Source organism: Vibrio sp. 99-8-1, from assembly GCF_013114595.1.
In the GTDB taxonomy this organism is placed as follows: domain Bacteria; phylum Pseudomonadota; class Gammaproteobacteria; order Enterobacterales; family Vibrionaceae; genus Vibrio.
Genome location: NZ_VTXE01000002.1, coordinates 107,495 through 122,490, shown reverse-complemented (window position 1 = coordinate 122,490; position 14,996 = coordinate 107,495). Strand labels below are relative to the sequence as shown.

The window sequence follows — 14,996 nt, the reverse complement described above, 5'->3', positions numbered from 1 at the left end:
TAAGCAGTTATGAAAAGAACCGTGACAACCAACCCTTTCTTTCTTTGGCTGGTGAAGAAATATGGTGAGATATTTCAGCAACGGATTTTGCAATAGCACTCTTCTTTTTTGTTATCACAATAGGGTGGCCAAGATTGGCGCACTCAACTGCGACTTTATACTCATTAGGAACAAGATGAAGCGCGACATCTGCAATGGTATTTTCTATATCTTTAAGACGAATAGGCAATCGTTTTTCGAACCGATTAAGTACCACCTCGATATCTTCTTTTGGGTGCCCATAGTCAAACTGGAGAGAGTTGATCAACTGATTGGTTCGCTTAATGGAGATAAGATTTTGTTGAGCAATCAGATAGAGACGAGTCGCCGGCGCGACGATTGGTGCAAAAGTACTATCTATCCCTCTAGAAAGGTCAAGCACCACATAGGCATAGTGTTGTCGTAATATGGGCAATAAACGGCTGAAGTTTTTAGCATGTTTATAGTTTTCTGCGGATGAACCTTCAAAAAAACTTAAAGTGTGTAGCCCTGAACTATGCTTACTCACCATGGAACCTAAAGAGACTTCATCTAACTCAGGTAAAGCATCAATCGCATCGACAATACTGTAGGTAGGGCGAATATCTAAATACTCAGGTACCACACTAAATTGCAGATCCAAATCCACCAGCAATACTTCATCAGAGTGGTAACGAGCCAACTCTACCGCTGTATTCAGTGCAATGGTAGTGGCGCCTGAGCCTCCCTTAGTATTAATAAACAGAATCAAGTCACCCAAATCCCGACTTGCAACCTTATCCTCAGCCGTTTTCTTCAACATCGGCATTAATTCGCTGATGGTTGCTTTATCAGAAAAGAAATCCGAAGCCCCCATTCTCAACGCGATTCGTAAGGCACCATTGTCCGCTTCGTTACCAAATACAATCAAAGATGCCTCATGTCCCTGCATACCTGGCTCTTCATTTTGTATATCTATAATTTTCTTTGCCCAATTAACGCCTGTTTCTACATAGACAATATCGGGTTCACTTTTAGATGCTAATCCATCTACGGTGAAAGAGGTTAATGCGATGACTTCCACATTCAAATTGCGACACTGAGCTAACTCTGCCTGCATATGGTTACGAAACATCTCCGTGGCATAAACAAGCCAGATCGATAAGTTTGCCTTTAAGGTAAACTTATTGTCTCCATTGATTGATAGCTTTACCGCTTCACCCATTGATGTACTCCTAACAGTCGGTCTTTTTATCGCCAGTGCGATTTTTGGTTTCTCTAAGTACCCCTAAATTTTCTGCTGGCACCTCCGTAACGAAATCTGCAAACGCATCACCAGAAGTGAACAGAGGAAATAATGAAAAAGATTGATACCCCACATTACTAACTGTAGCTCGTACAGATGCAATTGCTGCATAATTTGATGCCGGATTCGTCACTATCCCGCCCGAGTTATTTAAATACTGAATAGTTAGATTGGAAGCACTAAACGTACTGGGAGCTATTTCGACAATACTCGGCATAGTGGCAATATCTGCATCACCAACCTGACACACCGTCGCTAAACGAGCGGCTTTTCGAGTAATGTCATTAAGCGTTTGAGCGGTAAACATGTAACGGCCCGCATCCATAATGGTAAAGAGCACCAACAATAAAACCGATGCGACAATAGTGAACTCCACGATAGCAATGCCTTTTTGATGGCCTTTTCTATTTATCAACATCATGGTTTTGACCTCATAACCATAGAGGTCGTTAAAGGAATATTAAGAGAAATAGTGGTGAATGGTAACGGTGAGAAAAAGGGAATATATTGATATACTCCGGTCACCGTTACATAGTTACCTGACTCAGCCACAGTGACAGAAGCAGGGGTTAACGTATCCAACTTGGCTGAACCAGTACCACTTGTATTGCCGTACACCACCATATTTTTAATTTCACTTTCATCAGCAATGCTATCGGCTGTATTAGAGACCCCTCGCACCGCATACCTTGCTCCGCCATGTACAGCTTTGTTCAGTACCGTGTAATCAATGAACGCTTGGCCAAAATCAAATATACCGGCCATGATCAATAACAAAACAGGCAGCGACCATAAGAACTCAATAGCCGCAATACCTTGTTGTTTATGCTTACTATTCGACATATTAAGAGTCCTCATTTAATGGGTCTTCATAGAGAACGATCTTGTAAGGCCCATCTGTTGTGGAAGAACCATCGTTATATGAGTTTTCTGAGGTACAATCCCTTAAAAACTCTCCAAAGACATGTTGTTTGCCACCGTTATTTGTTGGTGCTTTTTGCAGCAATAAAAAACAACCCACGCCATCTACTGGGAAATCGTTCACCCCTCCGGAAGGATTAGCACAATCAATAACTGGAACCGCTAGCATTCTTCGACCATTAGCTGGATTTGAGCCGCATGAAGACGATCCGCCATCAATACACGCTGCTCGCCCTGCTTCATAATCCGCCGCGCCCCAGCCACTTGGATTGACAATCGCTCCACTGTTATTCACTGAAATTGCAGGACTGGGTTCACCTAAATAGATATCGGGAGGAAAATCGGCAGCATTTAATCCCGCCGAATAATCACCAAAACGAGTATTTAAGCCTTGACCAACAGGACCCACGGTATTACCAGGCTTAGTCAAGACATCACCATTTAAATCAACACATCCTTCATAGCCACCCGCTAAGTAATCCCGAACATCAGAGCCACCAGAGCCAAAGTCGAGCAACTGATAGTTACCCGGCCCCATGGGACTAGATGTACTATCCGGCAGTTTTAGAGCTACAACGGAACCAGAACCGTAGCCCCAACCATCATTAGATGAACCACCGTTGTTACAAACGGCCATCGGGACAACATTACATATATTGCTGCTTGCCGCACTAGGGCCTGCAACGGCACTCGCACTGACTTGCTTATTAATTCCAAAAACTTGCAAGAAATAACTGGTCAGAGTGTATTGGCTTACTGCGACCCGAACATAGATATCTTCGGATAAAGAAAAAGAAGGATCGGGAAATACTTCCGGATCATTGGTATAAGTAAAGCTATAGGTGCCTTGCGAGAAATCCAGCTCACCATTTCCGCTCGCACCCGCTATCGTGGTTAGGGTTTCTTTGGCGGCAGCGGTTGCTTTAACAGTATCATCAAGCTCGTCCGCGATAGAAGCGGCCGCTAACGCTGCCGCATCAACCGCATTTTGCAGTCGAGAGCGGTTAAGTAACGCATGATTAATATCAATGGCTAAAGCAGCAAAACCAACCAAAACTATCATCCCTAATGTCACCAATACTAACACCAGCCCTCGCTGACGCCGATAAGGAGACGGGGTTTTGGTTACATATCTATCCATTTCATTTCACCTTAACCACTTGCTCTAATAATTATTAACTCGATAACGAATACTAACTAAACCGTGAGCATTACTTAGACAGCGGTATCGCTAACACGGTTTGAGTGTTTATGGTTTTATTCTCATCACTTGCCGTCTCTTTATGGTAAAGATCCAAAGTCGCCTGCATTCGCTCTCCACTTCCTTCAGGAATCACATCTTTATTCTCTAATGAGGCGTTAGGGTTATAGATCTGCTCTTGCTTAATAAGCGCCACAGACTGACCTAACGGCATGGGTTCTTTAGCACACCCCACAACGAGTAGGGTAACCAATCCAATCAATACCTTATTGAACAGTGATATTCTCATAACCTACTCCCCTATAAACTATGCCCAAACTTACCTTCCGAACCACCCAGCTCAGTAGAAATCGGCATTTGATACTCTGCCTTTTCTGGTTGGTTAAGCTGCTTTTGTCGTTCGAAGTGTGAGTTTTTCCCTAACAGATAAAACTCCCAGTCTGATGGCGCCACAAATCCATCGGTGGGTAAAGTCACTTTGCTTCGGTCAATAGAGCGCGCTAACCGTGGAGTCACTAAAATAACCAACTCGGTCTCCCCCGATACAAATGACTTACTAGTGAATAACTGACCTAATACTGGGATATCACCAAGTCCGGGTGTTTTACTTACTTTTTCTCGCAAGTTTTCACTTAATAGCCCAGCAATACCAATGGTTTGTCCATCTGCCAGCTCTAGTGTGGATGAAGCGCTACGAACCGTTAAAGCAGGAATGATATAAGTGGCATTGCTATCACCTCCAGACAGAGTAACGGCATTGGTAGTACTGAGTTCACTAACCGAAACTGAGAGGTTTAAATTGATTTTCTTATCGCTTAGTACCGTAGGTATAAAGTTAACCCCGACACCAAACTCTCGATACTCAATGGTAATACCATCTTCATCAGGAACAGGAATGGGGAACTCTCCCCCAGCCAAGAATTCTGCTTTAGAACCACTTAACGTGGTCAAGTTTGGCTCAGCCAGCACCTTCGCTACACCATTCTCTTTGGCAATATCCAACGCAAGAGTAAACAGAGTATTTCCATCAACTAAAGAGGCTAAGAAACCGGTCGATTCATATCCTGGCACACCAAAAACTGGAGTGACCACAGAACCATTGGTGGTGAAATTGCCGCCAACCGTACCTCCGCCGATGCCAAAATCACCACTTTTCTGGAAATAATTGAAGTTAGACTCAAAGCGCTTAGTTAGGCTACGTTGAACCTCAGCAACCGTCACTTCTATCATCACTTGCTGAGCACCACCTATACTCATTAAGTTGATAATGCTGGATTTATTTACCTGTGTTTTTACATCTTTATCCGCGGTTGAACCTCCAGAGTATGTTTCAGCAATTTTTAGCGCCAAATTCATTTTCTCTTGGGTGCTTATCTTGCCACTCAGTATCAGTTTATTTTTTGAGCTGTGCACCTTTATCGTTTCATCGGGAAGAAACTCATACAGTTTTGCTTTGAGATTATTCAGGTCATGTGAAACTTCAATATTAAGTGTTTCTATTAACTTCCCACTTCTATCCCATACGCTTAGGTTGGTGGAGCCCAACTTCTTGCCAATTAAAAACAACTCGCTAGATTTTAAAATAACAATATCCAGAACTTCAGGATCCCCTAAGGAAACTTTAGCCGCTTTACCCTGAAGCTTTATTTGTACTGATTTATGGTGAGGAACATTAATGCTTCTTCCTGTCTGAGCTGCGATAACAGACCATGAGAAAATCAGTAGGCTAAATACAACGATGACTCTTTTCATAGTTTCGTTCCTCAATCCTTAACACTCACTTTGGAGGTTTGTGAGCCTTTGATGATGGTAACGGTTGGTCTTGGAATGTACTTTTTGCGAACCACTTTTTTTTCTATCGTTTTAGGATTTCTCAATGCCAACTGAATGCTGCCTTTATTTTTCTCAGACAGTAATTTCTCCGCTTGCAGTGGTGATAGCTCTAAAGTAACAGCCCTTACAATAACGGGCTTGTTGTCATCCGTTCTTGCGGTTTGGTCCACCGCTAATACTCGGACATCTTTTAAAATAGTGGCGGTTTTAACATAGGTATCGCTGTATTTGATGGTGTTTAAGATATCCACCTTATTGCCGGGCAAGAGAAATCCCGCGACACCGATAACGTCATTAACTCGAATCGTAATCGCTCGTTTATCTTTAGATATCATAGATGCAAGAGTGGTCCCTTCTCCTGGACCGGCCATTCTGAGCCCATTAATGATTTCACCAGCAAAGACATTATCTTTGCTTATCATTCCGACTAACTCTTCTTTCGAGCGGTAATGATTGTCAGATAGCCACCCAACTTCTAGTAACTTGGTAGTAAGATGGTTTTCATTCAGCTCTACACCCGCCGGAATATTTTGTGCCGCAATAACCACTGGGTGGCGTTCAATCCTTTCTACTTCGACTTCAGGCTGTTGCTGCTCTTCCATCCACTGCCTAGCAACAAACACCGCAGCCAAACCAAATACAATTGATAGTAGAAGTAAGAAAATCACTTGAGTTTTACTCATGAGGCTTCTCCTTGCTCATCTGCTGTAAAATAGAGATCCCATGCTTTAGCCATAATTTCCGGCGTTATAACAGGTTGTAGCTCTTCAAACATAACAATGTCTTTGCTAATGCCAGCAATATCTTTTGGCAAGCATGGGTAGAGACCAACATCAAACTCTCTATGCAGTTCAAACAGTGTAGACATAGCACTATCAAGAAGATCCATTTTGATTTTATCGGTCACTGTTTCCCAAAGTTCCCGATAATGTGCCTCTTCAAGTGCATAAAACTGAATTTTATATCCCAAACGACGCAGAAAAGCGGGATCAGCTATTTTCTGCGGATTGAGGTTAGTGGAAAAAGCCAAGGTCAATACAAATGGAACCGTTACCTGCTGTCCGTTAGGTAAACCCAAATGATCGATACTGTACTCCATCGGTACAATCCAACGGTTTAAAATGGTATCAACTGGCATTGGTTGACGCCCCAGATCATCGATAATAAATATTCCGTTATTAGCCATCATTTGTAGGGGCGCAAGCCAGACTTTGCTGTGTTCAGTGTGATTAACTTCTAACATGTCCATGGTAAGCTCACCGCCTACTTGCACATTAGGACGTTCACACAACACCCACCTTTTATCGTACTGCTCTTTTAGGTTGGCAGACTGCTCTTTAGGTGCGACGTGAATGGGGCGATGATGCTGGGGTGAAAATACGCGCATGATATTTCCGGCAGCAAAGACAGCATACGGAATGTACACCGAGGTATTTAGAGCATTTAGTATACGGCTAGCAACATAACTTTTCCCTGTTCCTGCGTGACCATACAGTAAAAGCGCTCTTCCTGAATTAATGGCGGGACCAAGTACTGATGCCAAACGTTCTGAGCCATAAACATCTTGCAGTGCTCGGTCAACATCTCCACGCTTGACTAGGTTCGCCCTAACATCTTGCAATTCAACCAATTTCTCATACTGCGTTAAAGAGACTGGCATTGGCCCCAAATAAGCATCTTTTTTAAATGCATTATCTGCTTCTTCCAATCCTTGCTCTGAAAGTGCAAACCTGACGTTACCGCTCTTAGTCGTATCGGAGTAACCTGAATTTAGTTCCGCTTGATACACTTCTACACATGAGCGCTGGCGCAATTGTGCCACCATGTTTTCAACCATGTGGCTAACTACGCCTAATTGAGCTGATAACTCTAAAATGCTTGATTTAGGATAGGCAGAAAGATGTTTTATAACCAGATTTTCAAGAACAACCGCAGGAATACCTAAGTCTTCAATAGAGACAGGTACAGCAGGCGCATCAGCCTGAGGGGTAAGATGTGAACATGTCATACATCCTCCTTAGTGCTAGCATCCATAGCTGTCTCCTTAAATTGTAAAATAGCTATATAGAGCCATCCCTATCATTATTGCTGGTGCCATCGGCATCTGAGTGACATGAATATCAACGTACTGTCTGGTGTGCTTATTGGCCAAATAAGCCAATTTTTTAGCGCTAAACGAAGAGCCAAAATGGATACTGTTGTAAACGTAATAAAAAATCCCCACCAGTGCGGAGGCGATAATTAGGTAGAATGCTAGGCTAGATAAATTATGCCACCCCTGCCAAAAACCAATTACGGCTAGCAGTTTTACGTCTCCGGCAGCCATAGCTTTGACGATATAAAAAAACATACTAACCGCAAAAACTGTCGCGCCACCTAACAAAGAGTCTAAGATCCAAGCTCCATCTTTTAGTAACGCGTTACTACCCAATACAGCGAAAAACAGCAAAAAAACTAATCGATTTGGGATTCGGTTATCTTTTAAGTCCACCAACGAAATGGCAAATAATATTCCCCAGCATACCAGCCACAGTAATTGCACATCCATTCTCCGCAAATTAAGACCCTAGATTGCATTAATCCAGAGTCTTAATTGTTACTTATATCGAGCTTGTTGTTAGCCACTTACATTAACCACCTGTCGTAGTGGAGCCGTCATCAATACCGTTAGCAATGGAACTTAGCTTGTCGGACAAAGTACTACTAAAGCTATCAAACAGCACGGTGAATCCACCAACTAGCAATCCTGCTCCAATTACATATTCCACAACTGTTAAACCTTCTTCATCCTGATAAAAGTCTTGGCAAAATTTAATAAATTTACTCATAGCATGTTACTCCTGATTCTAGTTAGCCATACTTTCTGATGGCTTCCCTTATAATCTAGGAGTCTGAATTAATTTAAGTTAGGACTTTTTTATTATCAACTGGTACTTTTATGTCACGAACACTTAAAGAAATATTTTTATCAATAAGAATTTTTGTTCTTTTTTATTAAGATTAAACTGTATAAGACAAATACAAATGAGATGAAACGCATATTTCTTCATGCACATCAACAATATAACCAAAAAGAAAGGCAACTATACGCATATTAAGAAAAACAAATTATCCTTTTAACTTCATGTATAAGATGGGAATTCAAAATAAGCTTTATTTCACATGCGTCTCAAAGATGATAATAATTTCATTTTTACATCATTTGATTTACAGTATATAAATACTTCCTAAATTAGCATTTAAAAACAACAACATACCGTCATCAACAAGCATATTCTCAATAGATACGCCATTCTACAACGAATCAAGACGTACATTTACGTAACAAACAGAACACATAAGAAACATCTTTTGTTCATACTTGGAAGGAATATCCACATTAGAGTAGGAGTACTATTTATACTAACTTGAAAGCATCATTTAGAAGCTACACTAAATAAATTAGCGATTAGTAAATAGCTGAATCAGGCAGAAAACTGGGTATTTCAAACTATAAAGACGAGAAATTGATAACTATTATCATTTCATTAAAGATGACATTTTCGCAATAAGAACATCAGCAAAATCTGAAAAGAAACCGGTAAAACCGACAACTAATAGCCCTGCTCCCACCACATATTCCACAACCGTTAAACCTTCTTCATCATTAATAAACTTAATTATTTCCGTTTTTGCACTAAACATAACTCCACCATAGTCAACTTATTCGCTCATAACAAAATATTTACATTTCACTATAAATAAAAATAGGCCAGAGAATGTACTATCGCTAGTTTTACGCAGGAATTATTTGCGTTCACTTACCCAACAACTAAGCTAAAAATATAAATATTAATAACCAATGCATAATAAGGAGGTACATTTATGGATCTATTTCGTGCCCCTCAAGGTCATTGGTTGGGTCCATACCTTCACGCAATACCTTCAATTGATGCTTGTTTGCTAGAGACGCAATTTGAGATTGTTCAACATGGGGAAGACATTTCAGTGCTAACCCGTTCGGAGGTAGACTATGTTTTATTCTGTCTTTCCACAGACAATTTTCCCTTACTAGAAACCGCACTCAAGATCTGCGTCAACCTTAATAAGCATCTGATTCTCTTTCACACAAGCCAAGATGACATCATCAAATTTGATCAATCCATGATTATTCAATCTATTGATATCTCTTCCTCAACCGCTAGCGAAAAAATTAAGGCGCTCTCCCTGCAGTTATCAATGCAACAGGCAAACTTAACGCCTATGGATGAAACCCTCACCAATCAACAGGTCGATACGCATTCAGGTAGCCGAATTGATATTTTTCGCACTCTCAAACATATTGACGACAACTTAGAGAAAGAAATAAAGGAGGAAGAACTGGCGGCGCTATGCCACTACTCCATCAGCTACTTTTCTAAACTGTTCCATAATGTTGTTGGTATTAGTTTTCGTGATTACTTGACCAATAAGCGAATCAATCACGCAAAGCACCTTTTAACTAAGCGGAAAAATGAGAAGATTGCCGCCATCGCCTATCAATGTGGTTATAACGATGTATCTTATTTTTCTCGTATTTTTAAGAAGAAAACGGGACTTACTCCGGGAAACTATCGAAAGATCAATCACTACGGTCATAGCCATATCTGAACGAACAACATCAGTGATGTTAACCAGTCCACATATTCTGGCTTAGACTAAAGAGTTATTTAAACGCACGTTTAAAAGTTATTGTATTTGTTATACTGTGTTACACTTAAATTAACATTTTTATAACATAAACGATAAGTAGCCATGGATGGAAACAAGATGACTCAGCCTCAACTCTCTGACAATTTTGAACAATTTCAACAACCTCAAGCTAAATGTACGCTTCCTCCACCCAATGAGCTTATTTTGCAGTGGGCGGAAAGTCGACCAGATGAGATCTATCTAAAACAAATTATCAATCGTCAGTTTGTGGAATTTAGCTACGCGGAAGTAGCAGATAGTGCGTTAAGACTCGTTTCTGCTTTACAAGAAAAAGGGCTTGAACCTGGAGACAAAATTGCTCTAGTGTCTAAAAACTGTGCAGAATGGTTTATTACGGATCTAGCGCTCATGTTAGGGGATTATATTAGCGTCCCAATCTTCCCGACAGCAGGTGCCGATACCATTGACTACTGTGTAAAACACAGTGAAAGTAAGGCTGTTATTGTAGGAAAGTTAGATAATAGCCAAGCTGTTAGTGACGTCATATCCAATAATCCTGATCTAATCACCATCGCCCTGCCATATGACAGCGCCGCTGAATGCCAATATCAATATGAAGAACTGATCAAAGCAGTAGAGCCAAGTGAATTACGTCCTCAGCACTATGACGACAAACTAATGAGTATTGTGTACACCTCTGGCACATCAGGAGTTCCAAAGGGCGCTATGTTAACTTATGGCGCATTTAGCTGGTCTGCACAGAAGTTGATTGAACATATTGGTATCCAACCAAACGACCGACTTTTCTCTTATCTTCCTTTAGCGCATATTACAGAGCGAGTGTATATTTTTGGTTCATCTATATCCGGTGGCATCCAAACCGCATTTCCAGAGTCTTTAGATACCTTTATCGAAGATGTAAAAATGCATCGCCCAACTCTCTTTATTTCGGTTCCACGTCTATGGGCACTCTTCCAACAGCGAATACAAGACAAGCTTCCACAGAAAAAGCTTAATATCCTGTTAAAGATTCCTTTCATTAACTCTATCGTCAAAAAACGAATCATAGAAGGACTTGGGCTGGACCAAGGTCGAGTACTTGGTTGTGGCTCGGCACCTGTTTCTCCTGCTCTCTTAAAGTGGTATCACAGCGTAGGAATTAACATTACCGAAGCATGGGGGATGACGGAGTCATTCGCTTACAGCACCATAAACTACCCCTTCAGAGCGGATAAAATAGGAACCGTTGGAAATGCTGGCCCCGGTATTGAGCTTAAAATTGCCGCAGATGATGAAATTTTAGTGAAAAGTAACGGGATGTTTTCCGGCTACTACAAAAACGAACAAGAGAGCAAAGCCTCTTTCGATGAGCAAGGTTGGTTACATACCGGTGATATTGGTGCCATTGACAGCGATGGCTACCTTACTATCCAAGGGCGTAAAAAAGACACCTTTAAAACAGCAAAAGGCAAGTTTGTCGCCCCCGTTCCAATCGAGAATAAATTATATCAATATAGCCGAGTTGAGATGATGTGCTTGGTTGGTTTAGGCATGCCTGCACCTATTCTGCTGGCGGTTCCTCACCAGTATCCAAATTTTGATAAAGAACGCTATGAACGACGCGCAACCAAAGTCATTAAGCGTATGAATCAAGAACTGGAGTCCCATGAGAAAATCAAAGGTGTACTGATGATCAAAGATCCGTGGAGTATTGAAAACGGAATTTTGACGCCAACACTAAAAATAAAACGCCACATACTTGAGAAGAAATATCATGATGTTGGGGTAAATTGGCCATCAGATAAATTGGTCGTTTGGGAAGAGTAAAACAGTAGAAGAGGTGCCCGATCAACGCGGTACCTCTTCTGACAACACTAATGGTGACTCTAACTAGCCATAAACTCGCTTAAACCGTTCACAAACTATCAATTGCTCTTCATGCCACGTTAACCCCAGTTCATCACAGACCGACTGGAAGAATTCATTATGGGACTTTTTCCAATGCGCATAAGAGCGATCGCCTTCCCCTTCTTCATAAGCAAACTCTGGGCTAATTTGGTTAAAAGGCAAATAGGTCACTTCTGTTGTCTCTATAATACATACCGGCTCTTCATCCCAGTTAAGCACGACAGTAAGCCGGCCACATTCAGGCAACTCTTCTTTATCAAGAGCATAAGCTTCATATAAGCTACAGGTGGCCGTTTTGGTCCCTTGCAGTACAAGTTGCGCACAAGTATTGGCATTATATTCGTCGGCACAAAAATACTCAGCGACCACTTGATTACTATCACTTGGTTTATCTTTTGCTACGGTTTGCAAATATCTCTCTAAATAACATTGGTGATACTTTTTCATCCATAGTTTCCTTATAATCGACACAACAGTGTGATGATGAGCATTTTAGCTATAAATGCCGACTCAGCATATATGATTCTTGCCGTAGAATGACTATGCCTTCAAATCAGTGCCTTGATCAGCAGCCAATACATTCTCGCTGAACAAGCGCCTTGAGGTCACTTGAGTACAACATTCCAACACCATTTTTATTAAGGCTCATTATGTCGCAACCCAACAACCCTTTGCACGGGGTAAAGCTAGAAAAGCTACTGACAGACCTTGTTGAACATTATGGCTGGCAAGAGCTCAGCTATATGGTCAATATTAACTGTTTTAAAAAAGATCCAAGTATTAAATCAAGTTTAAAGTTTTTGCGCAAAACGGAATGGGCAAGAAATAAGGTAGAAAAGATTTGGCTTGATATGCAGTGATAACTGAACGATTGGTTTTACAACAAGGTTTAACTAAAACACCTAGAATTGTCTGTTCGGCAAGATCACTTGGCTTCTGAATAGGATAGTAGAGTTTAGAATCATCTGAGTACATAAACAAAAAACCCGAAAGTTTTCACTTTCGGGTTTTTAAGTTTAATCAGATAAAAAGAATTACTTCTTCTCTTTCTCTTCTTTAACTTTTGCAATTACTGCTTCAGCAACGTTCATTGGACACGGTGCATAGTGAGCAAATTCCATTGAGAATTGACCACGGCCAGAAGTAATTGTACGTAGGTGACCGATGTAGCCAAACATTTCTGATAGAGGAACGTCAGCTTTAATACGAACACCAGTAGCGCCAGCTTGTTGGTCTTTGATCATACCACGACGACGGTTAAGGTCACCGATAACATCACCAACGTGATCTTCTGGAGTGAACACATCAACGTTCATGATAGGCTCAAGAAGTTGTGCGCCAGCTTTAGGCATAGTTTGACGGAATGCGCCTTTTGCTGCGATTTCAAATGCGATTGCAGATGAATCCACTGCGTGGAAGCCACCATCAAATAGTTCAACTTCAACGTCTAACGTTGGGAAGCCAGCAAGAACACCGTTTTCCATCATAGATGCAAAACCTTTCTCAACTGCAGGCCAGAACTCTTTAGGTACGTTACCACCAACAACTGTTGAAGAGAACGTGAAACCAGAGTTAGGCTCACCAGGCTTGATACGGTAATCAATTTTACCGAACTGACCAGAACCACCAGACTGTTTCTTATGCGTGTAGCTATCTTCAATTGCTTGAGTGATTGTTTCACGGTAAGCAACTTGAGGAGCACCAACTGTTAGGTCAACACCGTAAGTACGCTTAAGGATATCAACTTTGATATCTAGGTGAAGTTCACCCATACCTTTCAAGATAGTTTCGCCTGAATCTTCATCAGTCTCAACTTGGAATGATGGATCTTCTGCAACCATCTTACCGATAGCAATACCCATTTTCTCTGTAGAACCTTTATCTTTAGGTGCAACAGCGATTGAGATTACTGGATCTGGGAAGATCATTGGCTCAAGAGTACATTCATGCTTAGGATCACATAGAGTGTGACCAGTTTGAACGTTCTTCATACCTACAACAGCGATGATATCACCCGCTTGTGCAGATGTTAGTTCGTTACGCTCATCAGCTTGCATCTCAACCATACGGCCGATACGCTCTGTTTTACCTGTTGCAGCGTTAAGGATAGTGTCACCCTTGTTCATTACACCAGAGTAGATACGGATAAATGTAAGCGCACCAAAGCGGTCATCCATGATCTTAAATGCTAGAGCACGTAGTGGCTCATCAGCAGATACAGTTGCAACTTCACCAGTCGCTTCACCTGTATCTTTATCAGTTAGAGGCTGAGGATCAACTTCTGTTGGTGCTGGTAGGTAATCTACAACAGCATCAAGAACTAGCTGTACGCCTTTGTTCTTAAATGCAGAACCACAGTATGTTGGGAAGAACGCAAGATCACGAGTACCTTTACGGATACAACGTTTGATGTCTTCGATAGAAGGTTCTTCACCTTCCATGTAAGCTTCCATTAGATCGTCGTCTTGCTCTACAGCAGTTTCGATCATTTCTTCACGGTATGCTTCAACATCATCAACCATGTCAGCAGGAACTTCTTTAATTTCGAAGTTTTCTGGAAGACCAGTGTCATCCCAAACGAAAGCTTGACGAGTTAGGATATCTACAACACCAACGAAGTTATCTTCACGACCGATAGGAAGTGTCATAACAAGTGGGTTTGCACCAAGAACTTTTTTCACTTGGTCTACAACGTTGAAGAAATCAGCACCAACACGGTCTAATTTGTTTACGAAGATCAGACGAGATACTTCTGATTCGTTCGCGTAACGCCAGTTAGTTTCTGACTGAGGCTCAACGCCACCAGAACCACAGAATACACCAACACCACCGTCAAGAACTTTCAGAGAACGATATACTTCTACTGTAAAGTCAACGTGTCCAGGAGTATCGATAACGTTTAGACGATGATCGTTCCAGAAACAGCTTACTGCTGCTGACTGAATGGTAATACCACGCTCAGCTTCCTGATCCATGAAGTCTGTAGTAGATTCACCATCATGAACTTCACCAGTCTTGTGAATTTGACCAGTCAGTTTAAGGATACGTTCAGTTGTAGTAGTTTTACCCGCATCAACGTGCGCGAAAATACCAATATTTCTGTATTTTGATAAGTCAGTCATTGTCTTACTCTGTTAATAAGGTATAAAAATGCGCGCA

General features: G+C 41.4%; 16 protein-coding genes. 3 read left to right on the top strand and 13 right to left on the bottom strand.

Going from position 1 to position 14,996, the window contains the following annotated elements; genetic code table 11:
- Positions 1–7: 7 nt before the first annotated feature.
- The 11 genes from F0227_RS01410 to F0227_RS01360 form a co-directional block, all read right to left on the bottom strand.
- Entirely contained in the window at positions 8–1,222 is a 1,215-nt protein-coding gene (locus tag F0227_RS01410; protein WP_171751370.1) for an AAA family ATPase, read from the bottom strand.
- Between the two features lie 10 nt (positions 1,223–1,232).
- Positions 1,233–1,724, bottom strand: a complete 492-nt coding sequence (locus tag F0227_RS01405) for a TadE/TadG family type IV pilus assembly protein (protein ID WP_253822002.1) — start codon at positions 1,722–1,724, stop codon at positions 1,233–1,235.
- Positions 1,721–2,146, bottom strand: coding sequence for a TadE/TadG family type IV pilus assembly protein (locus F0227_RS01400; RefSeq protein ID WP_171751369.1), 426 nt, complete (start codon positions 2,144–2,146; stop codon positions 1,721–1,723). Before F0227_RS01400 ends, F0227_RS01405 begins: the two co-directional genes overlap by 4 nt.
- A 1-nt stretch (position 2,147) precedes the next feature.
- Complete coding sequence (locus tag F0227_RS01395; RefSeq protein WP_171751368.1) at positions 2,148–3,365, bottom strand: pilus assembly protein TadG-related protein; 1,218 nt, start codon at positions 3,363–3,365, stop codon at positions 2,148–2,150.
- Positions 3,366–3,435: 70 nt separating this feature from the next.
- A complete protein-coding gene (locus tag F0227_RS01390; protein WP_171751367.1) occupies positions 3,436–3,714 on the bottom strand; it encodes a hypothetical protein in 279 nt (92 codons plus the stop codon).
- Positions 3,715–3,725: 11 nt separating this feature from the next.
- On the bottom strand, positions 3,726–5,177 hold the full coding sequence (locus F0227_RS01385; protein WP_171751366.1) for a type II and III secretion system protein family protein: 1,452 nt from the start codon (positions 5,175–5,177) through the stop codon (positions 3,726–3,728).
- A gap of 11 nt (positions 5,178–5,188) precedes the next feature.
- On the bottom strand, positions 5,189–5,941 hold the full coding sequence (gene cpaB / locus F0227_RS01380) for a Flp pilus assembly protein CpaB (protein ID WP_171751365.1): 753 nt from the start codon (positions 5,939–5,941) through the stop codon (positions 5,189–5,191).
- On the bottom strand, positions 5,938–7,266 hold the full coding sequence (locus F0227_RS01375) for an AAA family ATPase (RefSeq protein ID WP_171751364.1): 1,329 nt from the start codon (positions 7,264–7,266) through the stop codon (positions 5,938–5,940). Before F0227_RS01375 ends, cpaB begins: the two co-directional genes overlap by 4 nt.
- A gap of 36 nt (positions 7,267–7,302) precedes the next feature.
- Positions 7,303–7,800, bottom strand: a complete 498-nt coding sequence (locus tag F0227_RS01370) for an A24 family peptidase (RefSeq protein ID WP_171751363.1) — start codon at positions 7,798–7,800, stop codon at positions 7,303–7,305.
- Positions 7,801–7,888: 88 nt separating this feature from the next.
- Positions 7,889–8,086, bottom strand: a complete 198-nt coding sequence (locus tag F0227_RS01365) for a Flp family type IVb pilin (protein ID WP_171751362.1) — start codon at positions 8,084–8,086, stop codon at positions 7,889–7,891.
- Between the two features lie 691 nt (positions 8,087–8,777).
- Positions 8,778–8,942 (bottom strand): hypothetical protein, encoded by a 165-nt coding sequence (locus F0227_RS01360; protein WP_171751361.1) that lies wholly within the window; start codon positions 8,940–8,942, stop codon positions 8,778–8,780.
- Positions 8,943–9,122: 180 nt separating this feature from the next.
- On the opposite strand from F0227_RS01360, the gene F0227_RS01355 reads away from it, so the two are divergent.
- Together F0227_RS01355 and F0227_RS01350 are read left to right on the top strand one after the other, a co-directional pair.
- Complete coding sequence (locus tag F0227_RS01355) at positions 9,123–9,887, top strand: helix-turn-helix transcriptional regulator (protein ID WP_171751360.1); 765 nt, start codon at positions 9,123–9,125, stop codon at positions 9,885–9,887.
- 144 nt (positions 9,888–10,031) lie between these two features.
- Positions 10,032–11,756 carry an AMP-binding protein gene (locus tag F0227_RS01350; protein ID WP_171751359.1) on the top strand — a complete coding sequence of 575 codons (1,725 nt, stop codon included), beginning with the start codon at positions 10,032–10,034 and terminating at the stop codon, positions 11,754–11,756.
- Positions 11,757–11,819: 63 nt separating this feature from the next.
- Here the strand turns inward: F0227_RS01350 and F0227_RS01345 are convergent, their stop codons facing one another.
- On the bottom strand, positions 11,820–12,284 hold the full coding sequence (locus F0227_RS01345; RefSeq protein WP_171751358.1) for an ASCH domain-containing protein: 465 nt from the start codon (positions 12,282–12,284) through the stop codon (positions 11,820–11,822).
- Between the two features lie 203 nt (positions 12,285–12,487).
- Between F0227_RS01345 and F0227_RS01340 the strand changes: the two genes are divergently transcribed.
- Positions 12,488–12,697, top strand: coding sequence for a VF530 family protein (locus F0227_RS01340; RefSeq protein ID WP_171751357.1), 210 nt, complete (start codon positions 12,488–12,490; stop codon positions 12,695–12,697).
- Between the two features lie 174 nt (positions 12,698–12,871).
- Here F0227_RS01340 and fusA read toward each other — a convergent pair whose 3' ends face one another.
- On the bottom strand, positions 12,872–14,959 hold the full coding sequence (gene fusA, locus F0227_RS01335) for an elongation factor G (protein WP_171751356.1): 2,088 nt from the start codon (positions 14,957–14,959) through the stop codon (positions 12,872–12,874).
- Positions 14,960–14,996: the final 37 nt, after the last annotated feature.

Excerpts from the sequence above, each read along its gene's own strand:
- F0227_RS01390 (WP_171751367.1), bottom strand. The coding sequence starts at position 3,714 with ATGAGAATATCACTGTTCAATAAGGTATTGATTGGATTGGTTACCCTA.
- F0227_RS01355 (WP_171751360.1), top strand. The coding sequence starts at position 9,123 with ATGGATCTATTTCGTGCCCCTCAAGGTCATTGGTTGGGTCCATACCTT.
- F0227_RS01340 (WP_171751357.1), top strand. The coding sequence starts at position 12,488 with ATGTCGCAACCCAACAACCCTTTGCACGGGGTAAAGCTAGAAAAGCTA.
- fusA (WP_171751356.1), bottom strand. The coding sequence starts at position 14,959 with ATGACTGACTTATCAAAATACAGAAATATTGGTATTTTCGCGCACGTT.
- F0227_RS01385 (WP_171751366.1), bottom strand. The coding sequence starts at position 5,177 with ATGAAAAGAGTCATCGTTGTATTTAGCCTACTGATTTTCTCATGGTCT.
- F0227_RS01400 (WP_171751369.1), bottom strand. The coding sequence starts at position 2,146 with ATGTCGAATAGTAAGCATAAACAACAAGGTATTGCGGCTATTGAGTTC.
- F0227_RS01395 (WP_171751368.1), bottom strand. The coding sequence starts at position 3,365 with ATGGATAGATATGTAACCAAAACCCCGTCTCCTTATCGGCGTCAGCGA.
- F0227_RS01410 (WP_171751370.1), bottom strand. The coding sequence starts at position 1,222 with ATGGGTGAAGCGGTAAAGCTATCAATCAATGGAGACAATAAGTTTACC.
- F0227_RS01405 (WP_253822002.1), bottom strand. The coding sequence starts at position 1,724 with ATGATGTTGATAAATAGAAAAGGCCATCAAAAAGGCATTGCTATCGTG.
- F0227_RS01365 (WP_171751362.1), bottom strand. The coding sequence starts at position 8,086 with ATGAGTAAATTTATTAAATTTTGCCAAGACTTTTATCAGGATGAAGAA.
- F0227_RS01360 (WP_171751361.1), bottom strand. The coding sequence starts at position 8,942 with ATGTTTAGTGCAAAAACGGAAATAATTAAGTTTATTAATGATGAAGAA.
- F0227_RS01375 (WP_171751364.1), bottom strand. The coding sequence starts at position 7,266 with ATGACATGTTCACATCTTACCCCTCAGGCTGATGCGCCTGCTGTACCT.
- cpaB (WP_171751365.1), bottom strand. The coding sequence starts at position 5,941 with ATGAGTAAAACTCAAGTGATTTTCTTACTTCTACTATCAATTGTATTT.
- F0227_RS01350 (WP_171751359.1), top strand. The coding sequence starts at position 10,032 with ATGGATGGAAACAAGATGACTCAGCCTCAACTCTCTGACAATTTTGAA.
- F0227_RS01345 (WP_171751358.1), bottom strand. The coding sequence starts at position 12,284 with ATGAAAAAGTATCACCAATGTTATTTAGAGAGATATTTGCAAACCGTA.